Genomic DNA, 17,684 nt, shown 5'->3' on the forward strand with positions numbered 1-17,684 from the left:
GTGGGTCGCGGCGGACATGAACGCGAACGTCTGCGATCATGCGGATCATGACGGCGGCCCATTGGTACGAGGATTTCGCGGAGCGTCAGGCGCGGGGCGTCTCGCTTACGTACGAGCGCCTGGCGAGGTCCGTCGCGGGCAACGCCGGCCTACTAGCGCTGCTCGACACCGTGCCGCCGCCCAAGCGCCAGCCGAACCTGCTGTTCGGGGTCGTGCGGCTGCTCGGCGGGCCGGTGCACTCCCCCACCGCGTTCGCGGATTTCGTCCGGTCCCATTGGCCGGCGGTGCAGCGCGAACTACTGACCCGGGCGACGCAGACGAACGAGGCCAACCGCTGCGCGCTGCTGCTGCCGGTGCTGGCCGCCCTGCCGCAGCCCCTGGCGCTGCTCGAGGTGGGGTGCTCGGCCGGTCTCAACCTCTATCCGGACCGTTACTCGTACGCCTACGGCGACCACCGCGTCGGCACGACCGGCCCGCTGCTGTCGTGCGCGGCCACCGGCGTACCGCTGCCCTCGTCCCTGCCGACGGTCGTCTGGCGCGCCGGCCTCGACCTCAACCCGCTCGACGTCACCGACCCGTCCGACCTGGCCTGGCTGGACGCCCTGATCTGGCCCGAACACGACCACCGCCGGGCCCGGCTCCGCGAGGCGGCGGCCATCGCCGCCGCCGACCCACCCGACCTGATCCGCGGCGACCTGGTCGACCACCTGACGGGCCTGGCCCTGTCGGCCCCACGCGACGCCACCCTGGTCGTCTTCCACACGTCGGTGCTGTACCAGGTACCCGACGAGCGGCGCCGCCAGTTCACGGCGCTGGCCGGCTCGCTGCCCGGCCACTGGATCGCCGTGGAGGACCCGGAGGTCCTCGTATACCCGGGCCTCGCGGCGGCGGACCCGAGCCACAAGAACGTGCTCGCCCTCGACGGAAAGCCCCTGGCCTGGACCGCCGGCCACGGCGAGGGAATGACCTGGTTCGGCCCGCCCCCGCTCCACGAGGAGCCTGCTCAGACCGCCCGTCAGTAGGGGTTGTCGCGTTGAGACGGTCGACGCTCGCCCGGCTGGTGCGCCCGCGGGAGAAACACATCGACCGGACCGCGATCGGTTTCGACCCGGATCTTCGGCTTCCGCTCGGCGACGGTGACCACGGACTACTTGGTAGGAGACGCCGGACATGCCGTGTTCGTCGATCAGTCGATCGAAGATTCGTTTCGCGGTGTGTCGGGGGGCAACGGCTTGCGTTGGAGGAGCCATGCCGACGTCCAAGCAGCGCCGACCGAGGGCCGTCCCACCATGCCGACCCACGAGTCCCAGCGGATCGCCGCATACGTGTCGATTAAGGAGGCTTGGTTGGTCCGGTTGTTCGGCCGCGGCATCAAGCGGAGATCAGCGCAGTCGTGGTGGGGATTGCCCGTGCCCGCTGACCTGCGCGTCGTCTCCAGCGACGAACTGACAGAACTGATCAGCACCGCTGAGAAACGAGGGTTCAGCCGCACCGCCAAGGATCTTCACCCGCGAGGCGGAGAGACCTTCGCCGTGCTGCCGTACCTCTACGAGGGCTCCCCAGAGGCTTCATGGATGTGCTTGGTCATCCAGGTCAACGACTGGAACCCACCGCCCGGTACTCGGCCCGAAGTTACCTTCGGCCGTCTCGACATCGCCCGGACCGACTTCGACTCCCTACGCCGCGCCAGACGCTGGGAGCGAGACCAGCTACTCCACTGGACAGCGTGGCTCGCCTCCAAGCGCAGGCCAGTCCCTGCGGACGGCGCTGAAACTGACTGACCCGCGGCGCTCAAAGTCGGTTCTGTCGCACGAAACGTGATCGAAGTCTGCTGATGAATCGTTGGGTCACTGTGCGATGCTTCGGTCCAGCTGGTCCTGTCTCATCTTGATGCCCTCGATGTCGAGAAAGTGGAGCGGTCGGAGGCCGGCTTGCAGCTGTGGGCCAGCGTTCGCGACCGAACGGCGGTTTGTCCGACCTGCGGCACTGCGACAGCTCGGGTGCACGGGCGCTACCTGCGCCAGTTGACCGACACTCCGGTCGCCGGTCAGCCGACCCGGATTCTTTTGCGGGTGCGCCGCTTCATCTGCGCAAACACCGCTTGTGCGGTCCGGACGTTCGTCGAGCAGGTCAATGGGTTGACCCGGCGGCGGGTGCGCAGCACCGATGGCCTGCTGCGGATGTTGACCGCGATCGCGCTGGCGCTGGCAGGCCGGGCCGGAACACGTCTGGCAGCCGTGCTGGGCGTGCTTACCAGTCGCAGCAGCCTGCTCCGGCTGGTACGAGCTCTGCCGGACCCGCCGCAGCGGCTGGTGGCGGTGCTGGGTGTCGACGACTTCGCGATCAAACGTGGCCACCACTACGGCACCGTGCTGATCGACTGCGAGACAGGGCAGGTCATAGACCTGCTCGTCGGCCGTGATGCCGCGCCGCTGGCCAGCTGGCTCGCTGCGCATCCGACACCGCAGGTGATCTGCCGGGACCGAGCCAGCGCCTACGCCGAAGCCGCCCGCACCAGCGCACCTGACGCGGTGCAGGTCGCCGACCGGTTCCATCTGTGGGCGAACCTGGCCACCGCCGTGGAACGCTGCGTCGCCCGACACAAAGCCTGCCTGCACGAACCCGCCGCCAATACACCGGCCGAGCAACAGCCGCCATCGCTCACTGAAACGCCAGAGCCATCCGGGGCGATGGCACAACGCCGCCGCGAGCACCACAAGCTGGTCCACGATCTGATCGCCCAGGGCGCCGGGCTTCGGCAAATCGCCCGTCACCTGGGCTGGGGCAGGCACACTGTGCAGCGCTACGCCCGCGCTACCACTTGGCACGAAATGGTCGTCGGGCAGAAACCGCGCCCCAGCCGACTCGACCATTCAAGCCCCACGTTCTCCGCCGTATCAGCGAGGGATGCCTCAACGCGATCACCCTGCACCGCGAGGTCACCGCCCAGGGCTTCACCGGCAGCTACGGCATCGTGCGGGCGTTCGTGGAACAGCACCGCACCACACCCGACCTGACCTCGGTGACCAAGCCGCCGTCGGTGCGGCAGGTCACCGGCTGGATCTGCCGACACCCCGACAACCTCACCAGCCGCGACACCGGTCAGCTCCGGGCCATCCTCGATCGCTGTCCCGAACTGGCCACCTCCGCTGAGCTGGTGCGCTCATTTGCCGCCATGCTCACCGGTCTGCACGGCGACCGCCTCAACGACTGGATCACCGCCGCCCGTCAGACCGGGCTACCGGGCATGACCGGCTTCGCGACCGGCCTGACCAGCGACCTCGCCGCCGTCACCGCTGGCCTAACCTTGCCGCACAGCTCCGGCCCTGTCGAAGGCAACGTGAACCGCATCAAAATGATCAAACGACAGATGTACGGCCGCGCCGGCTTCGACCTGCTCCGCGAACGAGTCCTGCTCGCCGCCTGACGGGGCTGACCACGACGGGCGTGCTGGCCTTACGGGAGAATCAGCCACAGGGACACAGTCCACAATGACTCCCGTGACTACCGTAGCCGGATGGATCTTCGAGCAGAACGTTGTCCGCTTCCTTGAGCATCTGAGCCAATATGTCGGCTACCAGTACGACGCGGCAGACGAAGATGCCCTTGTCGGAGCCCTCGACGGGACCGACGACGAGTCCGACACCGCGTGGTTCCAATACCCCCTTCAGGGGGCGCCACCAGTCGTGGTCTCCCTCGCCCAAGCTGTTGGCGGCAGCGTCGTCAGCGTCCGCATCGACGGAGCCATCGACACCGTCCTGGAAGCACGGATCAACACCATGCTCGACCTGTTGTAAACCGCCCATCGACGGGTGCCGTCCACACTTCGTGCGACAGAACCTCAAAGTCACTTACGAACTCACTCGTGGCGCATTCCATGCAGCGTTCGATGACGTAGCGATGCCGGTCCAGGCGTTTGGACGAATCAATGCCGGTGCGAGCGATCCGCGGGACAGTGTTGCGCTCACGCAGCCGCTCGCGGCATCCGGGATAGGCGTAGCCCTTGTCGCCGTGCAGCTTCGCCGGCCGTTTTCGTGGGCGGCCGCGAGCGAGCGATCCCACCGGTCACCTCGACCAAGCCGGCCGGCTGCGGTCGTACCACCAGTAATCAAGTAGCCGCAGAGAACACGCGCTGGCTTCCCGCTATCGCAGCCGCAAGTGCGTATTCCAAGCCACCAGTTGCTGGCTTGGGTGCTTCATGGCCCACTCTCTGGCCGCCGAGCCGATTCGGGTGGACCGAGCAGGACTGCCGTCCGACAGAACAAGATGTGCCGCAGTCACGGCATGGAGCGCTCTCCATGCCACCTCGACCATCTCGGCGAACCCGGTCTGGACGGCATGCGGCTCCCGGTCGGGAAACCAGAGGTAAGCGAGCCGGTCGGCACGGATGAAGGCATTGGGCGTTTCGGGGTCCACACGCGGCCCCGCCCACGAACCTCCGGCCATATTAGTCGGCAAGTACTGAAGTCCTGGGCCAGTCGGCGTTCCCCCTTCCGTAAGCCGGAGGAACGCCTGAATGTCCCCGGTGAGCGCTTCGCCGAGAGAACTATGCACAACCACCGGTCCTTCCGACTTGTGAAAGCCGGTCGTCCAGCAGCCGATCCCACCGCTGATGTACGGGCTCAGCACGTCGTCGAATGCGCGCACGTCGGCAGCAAGCATGAAGGTGGAGGTCTGCCGCGATTGTCGACCACGCTCATAGGCCATGTACTCAGCCACTATGGGGTCGCGGCGCCGGCGCCGAGGTCGAACTCGTTGCCTTCCGGGTCTCGCATGGTGACCCAGTGCCAGCCGAAGGCCTCGTGTTCGTCGATCCGGGTGGCGCCGAGTGTGAGCAGCCGGTCGACCTCGTCCTGCCAGTTCGGCACGTGACGAGCGGCCAGATCGAAGTGCAGGCGGTTCTTGCCGCGTTTCGGCTCCGGGACCTTGATGAACATCAAAGCTGGCGCGCTGCCGGTGGTCGAGGCGCCGTGACCGATGGTGGCGAAGTCCGCGCTGGCGTCGGGGTCGACCGGACGGCCAAGGGCCTGGGCCCAGAATTCGGCCAGCTTCTGCGCGTCAGTGCAGTCGACGACGATCTGTGCGATCGACAAAGGCATGAGGGGTCCTTGAAGGAGGTTGAGGTTTGGCGTACGAAGGGGGAAGGTCAGGACGACTCGGTGGTCACGGGCCAGCACACTTCGGTCCGCAGCTGGCTGGGGTCGTCGGTGTCGGCGGATGTCACCAGGTAGAGCTCGCGGACCGGGCCGGCGGCGCCGATGCCGCGTTCCAGCACCTGGCGGCCCAGAGCGGCATACGTACGATCCAGGTCGCGGCACGGCCCGGCGTGTACAGCGACCGCCAAGCGTTGAGCGGGAAGCACACCACACCGCACCCCGCCGTCCGAGGACAAGCCGCGCTCGTCGGCCGCGAGCACGGTGACCGGCAGGAACGCCGTCACCCGGCCGCCGGCTTGGAACCACTCGAAGGCGTACAAAGCCCCACAGGGCCCACTCGGCGTGAGACCCCACCGGCCCGCCACGGCGTACAGCAACGGATAGGCCATGGCGCACCACGGGGTGATGCTGTCCTGATCGACGTCACCGTCGATCAGCAGACACTGCTGCTCGTCGGCTTGCCGGAAGGTCAGCTCACCGGCCGAACCGCCGGTCAGCAGCGACCGCAACGACCCGACGGCCGCCGCGGTCGCCGTCAGCTCCTGCCGCAGGACATCGAGATGGGCGGCGATCATCGAGTCCCGGGCTGTCGGGTCGGCCGCCGACACCACCCGTCGTACATCGGCCACCGGCATCCGGACCTCGCGCAGCCGGCGCACCAACTGAGCCGGCTCAACCTGCTCCGCCGTGTAGTAGCGGTAGCCCGTCGACGGATCAACCCACGACGGCTCCAGCACTCCGACGTCGTGATAATGGCGCAACGCCTTGATCGTCAAATGGGTCAGCCGGGAGAACTCCCCGACCGTCAATAGCTCTGCCACTGGGCCAGCTTGCACCCTCCTGCAAGAGGAGAGTCAACCGGCGGTGGTGAGGTGTCCTCGCCAGGCTTGAGGAGCTGCCGCGCGGCACACGCCCCAAGGGTTCCTGACTAGCGGTCGTCGCCGCTGCCGCCGAGGACGCCGCGCCGCTGCCGGTCGGCCAGCTTGGCGACGTTCGAGGCGGCGACGTCCTCGAGGTCCAGGCCGAAGTGGTCCGCGAGGACGGCGAGGTACCAGAGCGCGTCCCCGAGCTCCTTCTTGAGGTCCTCCCGGTCCCACCGGCCGAAGTCGCTGCCCTTGTCCCGCACGATCTTCTTCGCCTTCTCGGCGATCTCCCCGGTCTCCCCCGCCAGCCCGAGAAGCAGGTGAAAGACCTCGTTGTGCTTGTCCCGCGGGGCGGCGGTGCGCAGGGCCGCCTTCTGGTAGTCGTTCAGATTCACGAACCCAGTTATAGCCAAGGTCGAGCGTGCATGGGGCACACCGGATCCACGGCGATCGTCTCCGGCTACGTCGCGGACTACAGCGCCGACGGCGCCTCGACGATGATCGCGGAGGCGTACGCGGGCGAGACGAAGACCGACGGCGACAACCGGAGCGTGGCCCCCGGGGCCGGCACCGAGGAGTTCAGCCTGACCATCGGCGACCCGTCGTGCCGTCCCGTCAGCGGCCGTAGCGCATATCGATGAAGCCTGTTTCCCCGCAGCTCCGGCATGGTGCGAAGTACGGACGGTACGATCCCTCGATCGTCTTCCCGCGCCCCCCGCAGTTCGGGCACGCGGCATTTGCCCGGCGGGCCTGCTCGCGCCGTCGATCGGCTTCGGCCCAGTCGGACACCAACCGATTCAACCTGCCCCACACGGTCAGATACTCCGACGGCATCCGGACGCCCCGCAATGAGTTCAGGACGTTGGTGATGTCGTACCGGGCACTAGCGAAGTTGTTCATGGCCTCGTCGTAGTCCGGGGAGTACGGGTTCTGGATCATGATTTGTTCCAGTTCCGCGATCCGGGCGAGCTGGGACTCGCACCACTGGACCCGTTCCGACGGGTTCATCCGTTTCCACTGGTTGACGATCGGCCGACGTCCGAACATCATGCCTCCCCTGACTCAAGGGATCCATGAGCACACATCATTCGAGATCAATTCAAGGTGACGGCGCGTTTATCGTCCGGGCGGGTCGGGGGAAGTGGCCGTCCTGCCACAACCAGTGCGCTCTCCGATCTTCAGTACCTCCGCTCCGCACCGACGCTGTTCGCCGACGGCGTGATCGCTTCGGGAGGCGGGCCAGTGGCGGACATCGGATGCGGGCCTGGACACGTCACCGCACATCTGCACGAACTCGTTCTCGATGCCTTCGGCGTCGACCTGTCGCCGGGGATGATCGCGGTCGCCCGGCGCGACCACCCTCACCTGCGGTTCGAGGTGGGCTCGATGACACACCTGAGCCTGCCGGCCTCCTCGCTGGCCGGTCTGCTCGCATGGCAGTCGCAGGCTGGTAACTCAGGCGGGGGTAGGGTCGCCATGTGTTACCCGAGGCGTGGTCGAGCGACGAAGAGGCGCTCTGGCGCCGCCAGGATCGGCTCAGCGATCTGAGGGTCTGGATCAAAGCCCAGCCCGGGATCGAGGCCAGCGGCTACGTCACCTCCATCAACGATCCGGACGCCGGATCGACCATCCTGGTGTGGCACGGACCGGCCGATCGCATGCAGCAGCGGATCATGGACGAGGCCCGGCGGCGGGACATTCCCGTCTCCGTCCAACACCGCGCGCACAGCATGGGCGAGCTCGAACGCGCCGTCGACCAGCTCATCGCCATCGGCTCGGGCACCGGCGTGTTCCGGAACTTCGCGGTCAGCTCGGTGGCCGCCTTCGACATCGACTTCGATGGCGTCACCGTCCAGGGCGACTACATTCACGCTCCCGCGGAGGGTGTTCCCGACGCGGACGCCGCGCTGGCGCGGGCGCTGACCGCCGAAACCGGCGTAGCGGTCGCGATCGAACACGGCCGGTTCGAGCTTCTGTGACAGACCCGACGGGGAACTCTAGTATCGCCACGTGAGACGCGCTCTTCTCCTGGTCACCGCCGGTGTTCTGGCCGCCGTGGGCGTGACGGCGCTCGCCGGGCGCGCCGAGGCTCCCGTGGCCCAGGTCAGTGACCTGACGGTCGACGAGTCGGTGCCCGAGCGGTCTCTGGTCGAGGACGTTCTGCGCGTCGACTTCGAGCGGCGCCACGGCGACGAGGCGCACTTCGCCCTCGTACCCCGGGAGCGCCCGCCCGGCCTGCTGCGCATGGGTATCGGGTCCGACGGCCCCGGCTCGGTGGTCGACTCCTACCAGTTCGGCGGGCAGAAGCTCAGCGCCCTCGTCGAGCTGGCCACCCAGCCCACCGACACGTGCGCGAACGCCGAGATGTGCGTCCGTGACGACGCCCGGCATGTGACGGTGTACCTCACCGGCAACGTCGCCACCACGCCCCGCGTGGGCGATCCGGAGACCGACACCGCCCGCGCCTTCTGGTCACGGGCCGAGATGGTTCCGCTCGCCGACGCGGCCTGGTTCAGCGAACTGCTCGCGCGCGGACGGCGGTAGTGACCGGCCACGAGATGCTGCAGGACACGCCGCACCGGCGGATCGTCCGGGTCGGGGACACCGTACGGCGTCCTCTGCTGCCCTGGTCGGCCGCCGTGCATGAGCTGCTGCGGCATCTGGAGGCGGTGGGGTTTCCGTACGCGCCCCGGGTCCTCGGTGTCGATGACGAAGGCCGGGAAGTGCTGACGTACGTCGAGGGCGACTCCGGGCCCGACGGCTGGGCCAAGGTCGTCGACGAGGACGGGCTGATCGCCATGGCGCGGCTGTTGCGGGAGTACCACGAGGCGGTGAACGGGTTTCGGCCGCGGGCCGTGTGGGCCGGGCGGACGGCGCCGATGGCCGAGGACGAGATCGTCTGTCACGGGGATTTCGGGCCGTGGAACCTCGTGTGGCACGGGAATCGGCCCGTCGGGGTCATCGACTGGGACTACGCCTGGCCGGCGAAACCGGTTCACGACGTGGCGTACGCACTGGAGTATGTGGCGCCGTTCCGCGACGACGAGACCTGTCGGCGGTGGCTGCGCTACCCCGGCCCGCCGGACCGGCGGCGCCGGATGGAGATTTTCGCCGGGGCGTACGGGACGGCAGTCGACGTGGAGGAGGTCATCGCGCAGCAGGAGCTGGTCTGGGAGCGGGCGACATCGCTGGCCCGGCAGGGGCTGGAGCCGCAGGCCGGGTGGCTGGCGAGCGGCTTGCTCGACGAGACGGCGGAGCGGATCCGGTGGAGCCGGGAGAATCGGGCACTGTTCGCATCAGGGCTGTGATGGATCTCGCGGGACAGGTTACCGACAAGTCGGTGGCGGAACGATGTTTCGCTGTGAAGGCTGTTGCCATGACTACGACGTTCGATCGTGCTGCCGCGCGGGGCAGCGCGGAGCTTCTGCGGGAGAAGCGGCTCGAGCTGTCCGCCCTGACGATCCCCTCGGGGCGGGGCTGGGCGCCGCTCGGCTCGCAGGTGACCGAGTGCCTGGTGAAGCAGCCGGCGACCATCGGTGAAGTGATCGGCATGCTGGTCACGATGCAGCGGATCCTCGACGAGCTGCCGCCGAGCCCGGCCAACAACCGGGTGTCCGCCTTCAACGAGCTCTACCTGAAGATCACCCGCCGGGTGGACGCGGCGCTGGTCGACGGGGTCAACTCGCCGGAGTTCCTGGAACGGCTCGACGTCGAGTTCGCCCGGCGCTACTTCGCGGCCATCGACCTGTGGAACAACGACAACGAGGACACCCCGGATGTGTGGGAGGTGCTCTTCAAGCGGGCCGGCGATGTGGAGATGACCCGGCTGACGGCGGCCATGCTCGGCGTCAACGCGCACATCAACCATGACCTGGCGCTGGCCCTGATCGCCACGTGGGCCGATTTGGGCGCTCCCACCGACGACATCATCCACCCCGACTACCTGCTGGTGAACGAGATCTTCTACCAGGAGATCCCACCGTTGCGCCGGGGCTTCTCCGACCCCTGGCAGCTGGAGCTGGACGAGTTCGTCGGGCCGCTGGACGACTGGAGCCAGCGCATGCTGGTCACCATGACCCGGGCCCGGGCCTGGGACCAGGCACGCCGGTTGTGGCTGCTGCGCCACGACGAGGACGACTTCGAGCAGGCCCGCCGCACCATGGACCGGGCCGCGTCGCTGCTGGCCGAGTGGGCCATCGCCGGCGACCGGATCCTGTCCGAGGCGGGCGAGGTCGTCGACGGCGGCCGCGATCTGCTGCGCCGGCTGTTCGGGCGCGACCGGGATCGGGATCCGGGGGCTCACATCGGCCGGGGCGCGGCCGATTAGAGGTACATGCTTCGTACGGCGGCGCCCCCCTCGTTCGGCGCCCTGTTCGAGTCGTCGCCCATCGGCATGGCCACGGTCGGTCTCGACGGCGAGTGGGTACGGGTCAACGCGGCTATCGCCGCCATGCTCGGCTACACGCCGGACGAGCTGCTCGCCCGTACCCGCAAGTCGGTCATCCACCCGGAGGACGTCGACAACGACGCGGCGCAGGCGGCCGATCTGCTCGCCGGGCGGGTCGACAGCTACCGCGTGCGCAAGCGTTACCGGCGCCGCGACGGCGGGCTGACCCACTGCCTGCTGACCGTCACCCTGCTGCGCGACGACGCCGGCGAGCCGGCGCACTTCCTGGGCCAGCTCGTCGACGTCACCGCCACCATCGCCGCCCAGCAGGCGCACGAGCGCAGCGAGGAGCAGTTCCGCACCGCGTTCGACGCCAGCCCGATCGGCCTGCTCATCGCCGACGAGCACGGCCGGTTCCGGCGGGCCAACCCGGCCGCGGCCGAGCTGACCGGGCGCCCGGTGGACGCGCTGATCGGCCTGACCCATCGCGAGATCACCGATCCGGCCGACATCGAGGCGAGCGCCCGGGCCCGTCTGGCGCTGCTGCGCGGCGCGGCCGACGTGCAGTACGACAACCGGCTGCGGCACGCCGACGGCCGGATCAGCTGGACCCGGGTCAGCCTGTCGCTGATCCCGGGCCCGGACGGGCGCCGTTGGCGGCTCGTTCAGTTGCAGGACATCACGGCCGAACGGGCCGCCGCGCTCGCCGCCGAGCGGGAGGTGCAGCGGCTGCGGGCCACCCTGGCCGTGCAGCGCGACGTCACCGCGGCCGCGGCCGACCGGGACGCGGCGCTGCGCGTGGTCGCGGCCCGGGCCGTCGAGCTCTTCGAGGACGCCGACGGCGCGACGGTCGAGCTGGTCGAGGGCGACGATCTGGTGTACGCGGCCACGGCCGGCACCCTGGCCGGCGCCAAGAACGCCCGCGTGCCGGTCGCCGGCTCGCTCAGCGGCCAGGTGCTGACCACCGGCGCCCCCGCGCACTGCACGGACACCGCCACCGACTCCCGGGTCGACCGGGCCGCCTGCGAGCGGCACGGCATCGGCTCGATGATGATCGCCCCGCTGCACGCCGAGAACCGGGTGATCGGCTGTCTGAAGGTCTCCTCGGCCCGGACCGGCGCCTTCGACGCCCCCGAGGTGCAGCAGCTCGCCCTGCTGGCCGACAGCCTCGGCTCGGCCCTGCAACACGCCGACGACGCCGCCCGCAACGCCGCGCTGCTCGTCGAGCGCACCCACGCGCTGGCCCTGCTGGAGGCGAGCGAGACCCGCTTCCGGATGACCTTCGACAACTCGCCGCTCGGGCTCGGCCTGATCAGCCTGGCCGACGGGGTGCCCGGCCGCTACCTGCAGGCCAACCCGGCCCTGTCGGCCATCACCGGCTACGACGCCGGCGAACTGCAGCTGATGACGTACGGCGAGATCCTGCACCCGGACGACCGTCCCACCGGCACCGCGCCGGGCCGCTCGGTCGTGCGCTACCGGCACAAGGACGGCCACGAGGTGTGGGTGTCGTCGCGCACGGCCGAGGTGCGTGACGACACCGGGCGGCCGCTCTACCTGGTCAGCCAGGTCGAGGACGTGACCGCGCAGCGGGCGGCCGAGGCGCAGCTGCGCCGGCAGGCCCGGCTGCTGGAGCTGATCCCGGCCGCGGTCATCGTGCGCGACCGCGACGGCACGATCCGCTGGTGGAACGCCGGCGCCGAGCAGTTGTACGGCTGGCCGCTGTCGGCGGTCGCCGGCAAGAACATCCACCGGCTGCTCTCCACGGTCTTCCCGGACGAGTGCACCGAGCAGGACGCGCTCGACGGCCTGGTCCGCAGCGGGCACTGGGACGGCCAGCTCGACCACCTGACGGCGTCCGGCCGGGTCGTCACCGTGCTCAGCCGCCAGGTGCTGCATCTGCCGGCCGACCAGGTCCTCGAGATCAACACCGACGTGACGGCGGCCCGCGCCGCCGAGCAGGCCCTGGCCGAGAGCGAGCAGCGGTTCCGGGCCCAGTTCACCCATTCCGCCGCCGGGCAGGTCATCTACGGGCTGGACGGGTCGCTGGTCTCGGTCAACCCGGCCTACGCGGCGATGCTCGGGCACACCGTCGAGCAGCTCGTGGGCCGCCACGACCGCGAGTTCGCGCACCCCGACGACCTGATGGAGAGCCGCCGGCACCGGGCCGACCTGTTCACCGGCGACCGCGACGCCTACACCCAGGAGGGCCGTCTGCGGCACGCCGACGGGCACTGGGTCGACGTGTCGGCCACCTTCTCGGTCGTCCGCGAGGTGGGCGGGCGGCCCAAGCACCTGATCGGCGTGATCACCGACGTGTCCGCGCGCCGGGCGGCCGAGGCCGACCGGGACCGGTCGGCGGCGGCGCTGGCCGAGCGCAACGCCGAGCTGGAGGCGGCCGACCGGCTCAAGCTCGACATCATCGGGATGCTCGGGCACGAGATCGGCAACCCGCTGTCGTCGATCCGCGGCTACGCCGAGGTGCTGGCCGAGGGCACGAGCGCGGCCATGCGGGAACGGGCCGTCGAGGCGATCGCCCGGCAGGCCGGGCGGCTCGACGACATCGTGCGCGAGGTCCTGGCGATGGTGTCCATCGACGCCGGTTCACTCACCGCCGTACGGCAGGAAATCGGCATGCGTGACCAGATCACCCAGGCCCTCGTGGCGATGGACCTGGACGGCCTGCCGGTGCTCGGCGACGACACCCGGGCCTGGTGCAATCCCGGGCATCTGCAACAGATCCTGGCCAACCTGCTGTCGAACGCGGCCAAGTACGGCGGCGGGGCCACCTCGATCACGGTGGGCCGCGACGGCTCACGGGTGACGGTCAGCGTGGCCGACGGCGGACCGGGCGTGCCGGCCGAGTTCCGGCACCGGCTCTTCGAGCGGCTGGCCCGCGCCGAACGCGACGCGACCAGCGTGCGCGGCACCGGCCTGGGCCTGTACATCGTGCGCGGGCTGGCCCGGGCGAACGAGGGCGACATCCGCTACACGCCCGACCCGGACGGCGGCTCGATCTTCGTACTGGACCTGGAGGCCTGTTCTTAGATGCTGGCGCCCGGGGTCCAGCCGGAGATGTCGGACAGGCGGCCGCGCCACAGGCGGCCCTTGGTCGGCTGCGTGCCTGGGAAGTGGATGCGCGAGTTCCGCAGGTGGATGTAGCGGGTCGGAGCCATCAGGGCGGCGTACTGGCGCTGGGTGACCTCGTCGCCGATGTCCCGTGACTTGATCGCCGCGTGGGCCAGGTCGGACTGCTCCTTGACGTGCTCGGCGGTGCCGACGTAGAAGGCGTCCTCGTGGTCGTTGAGCTCGCTGACCTCGGCGAACCACTGCCACTGCGGGATCAGCTCGCCGCTGATGAGCAGGCCGCCGACGCTGAGACCGATCGGCACGCCGGGGTCGACGGGGTCGCTGAGGCGGTCCATCTGCGAGACGTAGGTGGCCAGCACCCCGTCCGGTTCGGCCCAGTCGAAGTGGGCCGCGCCTCCGATGAGCATCGGCTCGAACACCACGCACCCCTTTCGGTCGGCTTTCCCCCGAAAACCGACTCTAGGTGAGCCGGGGCGCGCTCAGCGGGCTTTCGGCCGATTCGCGGGCGCCGGCGCCGCATGGCTACCCTGAACCGACCATGGATCTCGTCGTTCCCGCCGCGCTGGTCGCCGACGTGCGGATGCCCGCCCTGGCCGTCACCGACGGCTCCCCCGGCCCCGAGTGGGCCGACGTGCCGATGAGCGCCTGGACCTTCCGCCGCCGGCCGGCCCAGCGCCTGCCCGTCGACGCCGCCACGGCCCGCGCCCTGCGCCGCCACGCCCGCCTGGCCCCGCTGTCCCTGCCGGTCTCGCTGCTGTCGATCGCCTTCCTGGCCGTCGGCGTCAGCGCAGGCTCGACCCTGGCCCTGGCGGGTTCGCTGATCGGCCCGCTGTGGAGCCTGGTCGAGGGCCGGGGCCGCCCCGACCTCCACCCGTACCGCACCCCGGCGGGAGATCTGCGCATCCCGGGCGTGCCGCTCGAGGTGGCCAAGGAGTGGATCAGGCTCAACCCGGGCGTGACGGTCACCGACGTGCCCGCTCCGCGCCGCCACTCCCGCCGCTTCTACGCCACCTGGGCGATCGGCCTCGTGGGGGCGGCGTTCGCCCTGGCCCTCGTGCTCGCCAACGACGGCCGCGAGGACAACTTCGTGTTCTTCATGCTCGTGCCGGCCCTGTTCATCGCCGGCGTCTGGACCGCCACGAAAACGGCGCCCCAGTAGATGGATGCCTATTTGCGCCGGCTGGGTCTCGGCCGGATGGCGGGACGGCGGCCCGGCGTCGAGGAACTGGGTGAGCTGCACCGGGCGCACGCGGAGCGTGTCCCGTACGAGAACCTCGAGATCTGGCTCGGACGGCCGACCACTGTGGACCCGGCAGAGTCGGTGAAACGGATCACGCGGGGGCGCGGCGGGTACTGCTATCACCTCAACGGCGCCTTCTCCGCACTGCTTCACGCACTGGGATACCAGGTGAGCCGGCACGTCGGCGGGGTGCAGTCCCTGTCCGGGCGGGCGGCCGGGGCGGACGGCAACCACCTGGTGCTCACCGTGTCGGGACTGCCGTCGGCGGAGGCGCCGAACGGGCGCTGGCTGGTCGATCTGGGTATGGGCGATGGGCTGCACGGGCCCCTGCCACTGGTCGACGGCGCCCATCGGCAGGGTCCTTTCACGTACGGCCTTCGCCCCTCCGAGGCCGAAGCCGGGGGCTGGCGCTTCGACCATGACCCACGTGGGGGTTTTCTGGAGACGCCGGGCGACTACTTCGGCGCGCTGGGCGACCTCTTCGGGCTCGTTCTCGACGATGTCACCGCCGCCGAGCGGGACGTTCTGTGGGGGCGGCTCGCGGCGGCGCACGAGCGGTCAGGTGCGGCGCAGCTCTAGGAAGTCGTTGGTGTGGGCTGTGATGAACTCCAAGTCCGGGTCGTAGCCGAGGCCGGGGCCCGTGGGGACCTCGACCAGGCCGTCGACGCTGAGGATGGGCTCGGTGGTGACGTCGCGGGCGTAGTACTTGTCGGAGCCGGACACGTCCGAGGGCAGGGTGAAACCGGGCAGGGCGCTCAGGGCCACGTTCGCGGCGCGGCCGAGACCGAACTCGTGCATGCCGCCGCACCAGACCGGGATGCCGTGTTCCCGGGCCAGGTCGTGGGCCCGTACGGCCGCGGTCAGGCCGCCCATCCGGGAGACCTTGATGTTCAGCACGCGGCCGGAACCCAGGCGCAGCGCGGTGTGCAGGTCGTCCAGCTCCTCGACCGACTCGTCCAGGCACACCGGGGTGGACAAGCGATCCTGCAGGTCGGCCAGCGCGGCGAGCGCGCGCGGCGCGTACGGCTGCTCGATCATCAACAGCCCGAGGCCGTCCAGCTCCGTCAGGACGCCGAGGTCGCCGGGGGTGTAGACGCCGTTCGCGTCGACGTGCAGCGGCACCGCCGGGAAGGCGGCGCGGACGGCGCGGACCGGTTCGACGTCCCAGCCGGGGGCGATCTTCAGTTTGACCCGGCGGTAGCCCTCGGCGACCCGCTGGGCGACCTGTTCCAGCAGGGCGTCGATGGTCGGTTCGATGCCGAGGGAGACCCCCGCCTCGACCCTCGCCCGCGTTCCGCCCAGGGCCGCGGCGAGCGGCCGGCCCGCGGCTCTCGACGTCAGATCCCAGGCGGCCATGTCGAAACCGGCGCGGGCGAACTGGTTGCCGCGAACTTTGGCCAGCGCGTCGGAGAGGTCGTACGGCTCAAGCACATCGGTTTTGAACGTCAGCGGCGCCAGGTGATCACGCGCCACGGCCCAGCACGACTCCACGGTCTCGGCCGAGTAGAACGGGCCGCTCGGTGAGGCGATCTCACCCCATCCGACGGCGCCGTCGGAGGCGGTCAGCGTGACCAGGATGTGCTCGAGGAAACGCTTGGCGTGCGAGCTGGTCTGGAACTCGTGCACCAACGGCAGGCGGACGCGGCGCAGCTGAACGGAGGCGATACGGGTCATGTCTCGTCCATGTAGAGGTCGAGCTCCGCGGCCAGGGCGTCGCGGTCGTGCAGGCGGCGGCCCGCGCCCTTGGAGCTGGCGATGGTCAGGGTGGCCAGCAGGTGCAGGGCCAGGACGATCGAGGTCGGCGAGTTGGCGTACGAGGCGCTGTCCCGCTCGACGACGATGGCGGTGCCGGCCGCGCTCGTCAGCGGCGCGTCCGGGGCGTCGGTGATCAGGATCAATTCACCCCCATGGCGTGTGTACGCCGCGGCGACGTCCACAGTGTCCCGCCGGTAGCGCTCCATGGAGACGGCGACGAGCAGATCGCCCTGCCGGATGTCGCCGAGCAGGTCGAGTGGCCGCACGACCTGCTGCACGGCGGACAGGCCGGCGCTGAGGTCGGCGGTGAGCAGGGCCGCGTACGCCTGGGACTTGCCGTTGCCCAGCACGAAGCGCCGCCGGGCCGAGACGATGCGGGCGGCCGCGCGCTCGATCGCGTCGTGTTCGGCCGCCCAGGCGAGCGCCTTGCCGAACTCGGCGCGCTGCTGCTCGAGGACGCGCTGCTTGAGCACCCGCGCCGAGCGGCGCTGAACGTTGCGGTCGAAACGCTCGGCGGGCGTGGTCACGGCACGTCCCGTACGAAGGTGTAGGCCACCTGGTCGTCGTCCTGTCTTTCCACGGCGACGAGCCGCCGCCCACCGCCGAACGCGGCCCGCAGCCGCTCCCGCAGGGCCGGCCGATCGGCCACCGGCGCCACCACGACTGACGACTCCGTCTTCCCGCCGCTAGCCGGGTAGAGGTCCCAGGACACCAGCAGCCGATCCGAGTCGCCGTCGTCGTAGTAGTCGGGCAGGAACCGGATCGCCGTGGCGCCCAGGACCGCGAAGTTGAAATGAGCGTTGCGCAGCGCGTACGGGTCGAAGGTCCACCGCATCGTCCGCGCTCCCGTCGCCCGCGCGGCCTCGGCCTGCGCCTGCTTGAGCTTGCGCCCCACGCCGGTGCCCTGCAGCCCGGGAGCGACCGCCGCCGCCTGCGAGTAGTGGTAGAGCTCGCCCTCCTCGACGGCGCTGAACCCGTAACAGAAACCGACGAGCTCGGCGTCCCGGAACGCGCCGATCACGGTGCCGGCGTTCTCCCGCAGAGCGGCCAGCAGGCGCGGGCTGACGCCGAACTCGGGCTGCTCGTACCCGAAGACGGACCGGTAGAGCGCCGAGGCCGCCGTCCACTCACCGAGCCCGGCGAGATCACGAACCACTATCACCCGGCCACTCCCCTCGCGCCCTCATGCAAAG

22 protein-coding genes and 2 pseudogenes are annotated in these 17,684 nt (G+C 70.0%); 14 read left to right on the top strand and 10 right to left on the bottom strand.

Annotated features, from left to right (window positions below; translation table 11 throughout):
• Positions 1 to 47: 47 nt before the first annotated feature.
• The 5 genes from ACGFJ7_RS13425 to ACGFJ7_RS13445 all read left to right on the top strand — a co-directional run bounded on the left by ACGFJ7_RS13425 (position 48) and on the right by ACGFJ7_RS13445 (position 3,797).
• The gene (locus ACGFJ7_RS13425) at positions 48 to 1,022 is read left to right on the top strand and encodes a DUF2332 domain-containing protein (RefSeq protein WP_392642313.1); all 975 of its coding nucleotides are present in this window, start codon (positions 48 to 50) and stop codon (positions 1,020 to 1,022) included.
• Positions 1,023 to 1,136: 114 nt separating this feature from the next.
• On the top strand, positions 1,137 to 1,781 hold the full coding sequence (locus ACGFJ7_RS13430) for a hypothetical protein (RefSeq protein ID WP_392642314.1): 645 nt from the start codon (positions 1,137 to 1,139) through the stop codon (positions 1,779 to 1,781).
• A gap of 129 nt (positions 1,782 to 1,910) precedes the next feature.
• On the top strand, positions 1,911 to 3,017 hold the full coding sequence (locus ACGFJ7_RS13435; RefSeq protein WP_392642315.1) for an ISL3 family transposase: 1,107 nt from the start codon (positions 1,911 to 1,913) through the stop codon (positions 3,015 to 3,017).
• 23 nt (positions 3,018 to 3,040) lie between these two features.
• Complete coding sequence (locus ACGFJ7_RS13440) at positions 3,041 to 3,427, top strand: transposase (RefSeq protein ID WP_392642316.1); 387 nt, start codon at positions 3,041 to 3,043, stop codon at positions 3,425 to 3,427.
• A 73-nt stretch (positions 3,428 to 3,500) separates the two neighbouring features.
• Complete coding sequence (locus tag ACGFJ7_RS13445; RefSeq protein ID WP_360258036.1) at positions 3,501 to 3,797, top strand: hypothetical protein; 297 nt, start codon at positions 3,501 to 3,503, stop codon at positions 3,795 to 3,797.
• 79 nt (positions 3,798 to 3,876) lie between these two features.
• On the opposite strand, the pseudogene ACGFJ7_RS13450 reads toward ACGFJ7_RS13445, so the two are convergent.
• The 5 genes and pseudogenes from ACGFJ7_RS13450 to ACGFJ7_RS13470 all read right to left on the bottom strand — a co-directional run.
• Positions 3,877 to 4,044: pseudogene (locus ACGFJ7_RS13450) on the bottom strand (IS5/IS1182 family transposase); the annotation flags it as partial.
• A 99-nt stretch (positions 4,045 to 4,143) separates the two neighbouring features.
• Positions 4,144 to 4,707: a hypothetical protein gene (locus ACGFJ7_RS13455; RefSeq protein ID WP_392642317.1), complete on the bottom strand. Its 564-nt coding sequence runs from the start codon at positions 4,705 to 4,707 to the stop codon at positions 4,144 to 4,146.
• An 11-nt stretch (positions 4,708 to 4,718) separates the two neighbouring features.
• Complete coding sequence (locus ACGFJ7_RS13460) at positions 4,719 to 5,099, bottom strand: VOC family protein (protein ID WP_360258041.1); 381 nt, start codon at positions 5,097 to 5,099, stop codon at positions 4,719 to 4,721.
• A 47-nt stretch (positions 5,100 to 5,146) separates the two neighbouring features.
• Positions 5,147 to 5,977 carry a MerR family transcriptional regulator gene (locus ACGFJ7_RS13465; protein ID WP_392642318.1) on the bottom strand — a complete coding sequence of 277 codons (831 nt, stop codon included), beginning with the start codon at positions 5,975 to 5,977 and terminating at the stop codon, positions 5,147 to 5,149.
• Positions 5,978 to 6,084: 107 nt separating this feature from the next.
• The gene (locus ACGFJ7_RS13470; protein WP_360258046.1) at positions 6,085 to 6,414 is read right to left on the bottom strand and encodes a nucleoside triphosphate pyrophosphohydrolase family protein; all 330 of its coding nucleotides are present in this window, start codon (positions 6,412 to 6,414) and stop codon (positions 6,085 to 6,087) included.
• A 30-nt stretch (positions 6,415 to 6,444) separates the two neighbouring features.
• Between ACGFJ7_RS13470 and ACGFJ7_RS13475 the strand changes: the two genes are divergently transcribed.
• Positions 6,445 to 6,660, top strand: a complete 216-nt coding sequence (locus ACGFJ7_RS13475; RefSeq protein WP_360258048.1) for a hypothetical protein — start codon at positions 6,445 to 6,447, stop codon at positions 6,658 to 6,660.
• Here ACGFJ7_RS13475 and ACGFJ7_RS13480 read toward each other — a convergent pair.
• Complete coding sequence (locus ACGFJ7_RS13480) at positions 6,635 to 7,066, bottom strand: hypothetical protein (RefSeq protein WP_360258051.1); 432 nt, start codon at positions 7,064 to 7,066, stop codon at positions 6,635 to 6,637. The genes ACGFJ7_RS13475 and ACGFJ7_RS13480 overlap by 26 nt on opposite strands.
• Positions 7,067 to 7,123: 57 nt before the next feature.
• Here ACGFJ7_RS13480 and ACGFJ7_RS13485 point away from each other — a divergent pair.
• The 6 genes and pseudogenes from ACGFJ7_RS13485 to ACGFJ7_RS13510 form a co-directional block, all read left to right on the top strand.
• A pseudogene (locus ACGFJ7_RS13485) lies at positions 7,124 to 7,462 on the top strand (class I SAM-dependent methyltransferase); the annotation flags it as partial.
• 35 nt (positions 7,463 to 7,497) lie between these two features.
• A complete protein-coding gene (locus ACGFJ7_RS13490; protein ID WP_360258053.1) occupies positions 7,498 to 7,998 on the top strand; it encodes a hypothetical protein in 501 nt (166 codons plus the stop codon).
• A gap of 31 nt (positions 7,999 to 8,029) precedes the next feature.
• A complete protein-coding gene (locus tag ACGFJ7_RS13495) occupies positions 8,030 to 8,563 on the top strand; it encodes a hypothetical protein (protein WP_360258055.1) in 534 nt (177 codons plus the stop codon).
• Positions 8,563 to 9,327, top strand: coding sequence for an aminoglycoside phosphotransferase family protein (locus ACGFJ7_RS13500; protein ID WP_360258057.1), 765 nt, complete (start codon positions 8,563 to 8,565; stop codon positions 9,325 to 9,327). The genes ACGFJ7_RS13495 and ACGFJ7_RS13500 overlap by 1 nt, the downstream gene beginning before the upstream one ends.
• 68 nt (positions 9,328 to 9,395) lie before the next feature.
• Positions 9,396 to 10,346, top strand: coding sequence for a DUF5995 family protein (locus ACGFJ7_RS13505; protein ID WP_360258059.1), 951 nt, complete (start codon positions 9,396 to 9,398; stop codon positions 10,344 to 10,346).
• A 6-nt stretch (positions 10,347 to 10,352) separates the two neighbouring features.
• Complete coding sequence (locus tag ACGFJ7_RS13510; RefSeq protein WP_392642319.1) at positions 10,353 to 13,454, top strand: PAS domain S-box protein; 3,102 nt, start codon at positions 10,353 to 10,355, stop codon at positions 13,452 to 13,454.
• On the opposite strand, the gene ACGFJ7_RS13515 is transcribed toward ACGFJ7_RS13510, so the two are convergent.
• Complete coding sequence (locus ACGFJ7_RS13515) at positions 13,451 to 13,915, bottom strand: hypothetical protein (RefSeq protein WP_360258064.1); 465 nt, start codon at positions 13,913 to 13,915, stop codon at positions 13,451 to 13,453. The two genes, ACGFJ7_RS13510 and ACGFJ7_RS13515, sit on opposite strands and share 4 nt — an antisense overlap.
• A gap of 119 nt (positions 13,916 to 14,034) precedes the next feature.
• On the opposite strand from ACGFJ7_RS13515, the gene ACGFJ7_RS13520 reads away from it, so the two are divergent.
• Both ACGFJ7_RS13520 and ACGFJ7_RS13525 read left to right on the top strand, forming a co-directional pair.
• Positions 14,035 to 14,655, top strand: a complete 621-nt coding sequence (locus ACGFJ7_RS13520) for a hypothetical protein (protein WP_392642320.1) — start codon at positions 14,035 to 14,037, stop codon at positions 14,653 to 14,655.
• A 12-nt stretch (positions 14,656 to 14,667) separates the two neighbouring features.
• Complete coding sequence (locus tag ACGFJ7_RS13525) at positions 14,668 to 15,315, top strand: arylamine N-acetyltransferase (protein WP_392642321.1); 648 nt, start codon at positions 14,668 to 14,670, stop codon at positions 15,313 to 15,315.
• Here ACGFJ7_RS13525 and menC read toward each other — a convergent pair.
• Genes menC through ACGFJ7_RS13540 form a run of 3 tightly spaced genes read right to left on the bottom strand, consistent with a single transcriptional unit; the run spans position 15,295 to position 17,653 of the window.
• Positions 15,295 to 16,410 carry an o-succinylbenzoate synthase gene (gene menC, locus ACGFJ7_RS13530; RefSeq protein WP_392642322.1) on the bottom strand — a complete coding sequence of 372 codons (1,116 nt, stop codon included), beginning with the start codon at positions 16,408 to 16,410 and terminating at the stop codon, positions 15,295 to 15,297. The two genes, ACGFJ7_RS13525 and menC, sit on opposite strands and share 21 nt — an antisense overlap.
• Complete coding sequence (locus ACGFJ7_RS13535) at positions 16,407 to 17,018, bottom strand: SIS domain-containing protein (protein WP_360258072.1); 612 nt, start codon at positions 17,016 to 17,018, stop codon at positions 16,407 to 16,409. Before ACGFJ7_RS13535 ends, menC begins: the two co-directional genes overlap by 4 nt.
• Positions 17,015 to 17,653: a GNAT family N-acetyltransferase gene (locus tag ACGFJ7_RS13540; protein WP_392642323.1), complete on the bottom strand. Its 639-nt coding sequence runs from the start codon at positions 17,651 to 17,653 to the stop codon at positions 17,015 to 17,017. Before ACGFJ7_RS13540 ends, ACGFJ7_RS13535 begins: the two co-directional genes overlap by 4 nt.
• Positions 17,654 to 17,684 lie beyond the last annotated feature (31 nt).

It is taken from the genome of Actinoplanes sp. NPDC048988 (assembly GCF_043197815.1).
In the GTDB taxonomy this organism is placed as follows: Bacteria; Actinomycetota; Actinomycetes; order Mycobacteriales; family Micromonosporaceae; genus Actinoplanes.

Coding starts and splice junctions, on each gene's coding strand:
- ACGFJ7_RS13425 (WP_392642313.1), top strand. CDS start 48: ATGACGGCGGCCCATTGGTACGAGGATTTCGCGGAGCGTCAGGCGCGG.
- ACGFJ7_RS13455 (WP_392642317.1), bottom strand. CDS start 4,707: ATGGCCTATGAGCGTGGTCGACAATCGCGGCAGACCTCCACCTTCATG.
- ACGFJ7_RS13460 (WP_360258041.1), bottom strand. CDS start 5,099: ATGCCTTTGTCGATCGCACAGATCGTCGTCGACTGCACTGACGCGCAG.
- ACGFJ7_RS13475 (WP_360258048.1), top strand. CDS start 6,445: ATGGGGCACACCGGATCCACGGCGATCGTCTCCGGCTACGTCGCGGAC.
- ACGFJ7_RS13480 (WP_360258051.1), bottom strand. CDS start 7,066: ATGTTCGGACGTCGGCCGATCGTCAACCAGTGGAAACGGATGAACCCG.
- ACGFJ7_RS13505 (WP_360258059.1), top strand. CDS start 9,396: ATGACTACGACGTTCGATCGTGCTGCCGCGCGGGGCAGCGCGGAGCTT.
- ACGFJ7_RS13510 (WP_392642319.1), top strand. CDS start 10,353: ATGCTTCGTACGGCGGCGCCCCCCTCGTTCGGCGCCCTGTTCGAGTCG.
- ACGFJ7_RS13520 (WP_392642320.1), top strand. CDS start 14,035: ATGGATCTCGTCGTTCCCGCCGCGCTGGTCGCCGACGTGCGGATGCCC.
- menC (WP_392642322.1), bottom strand. CDS start 16,410: ATGACCCGTATCGCCTCCGTTCAGCTGCGCCGCGTCCGCCTGCCGTTG.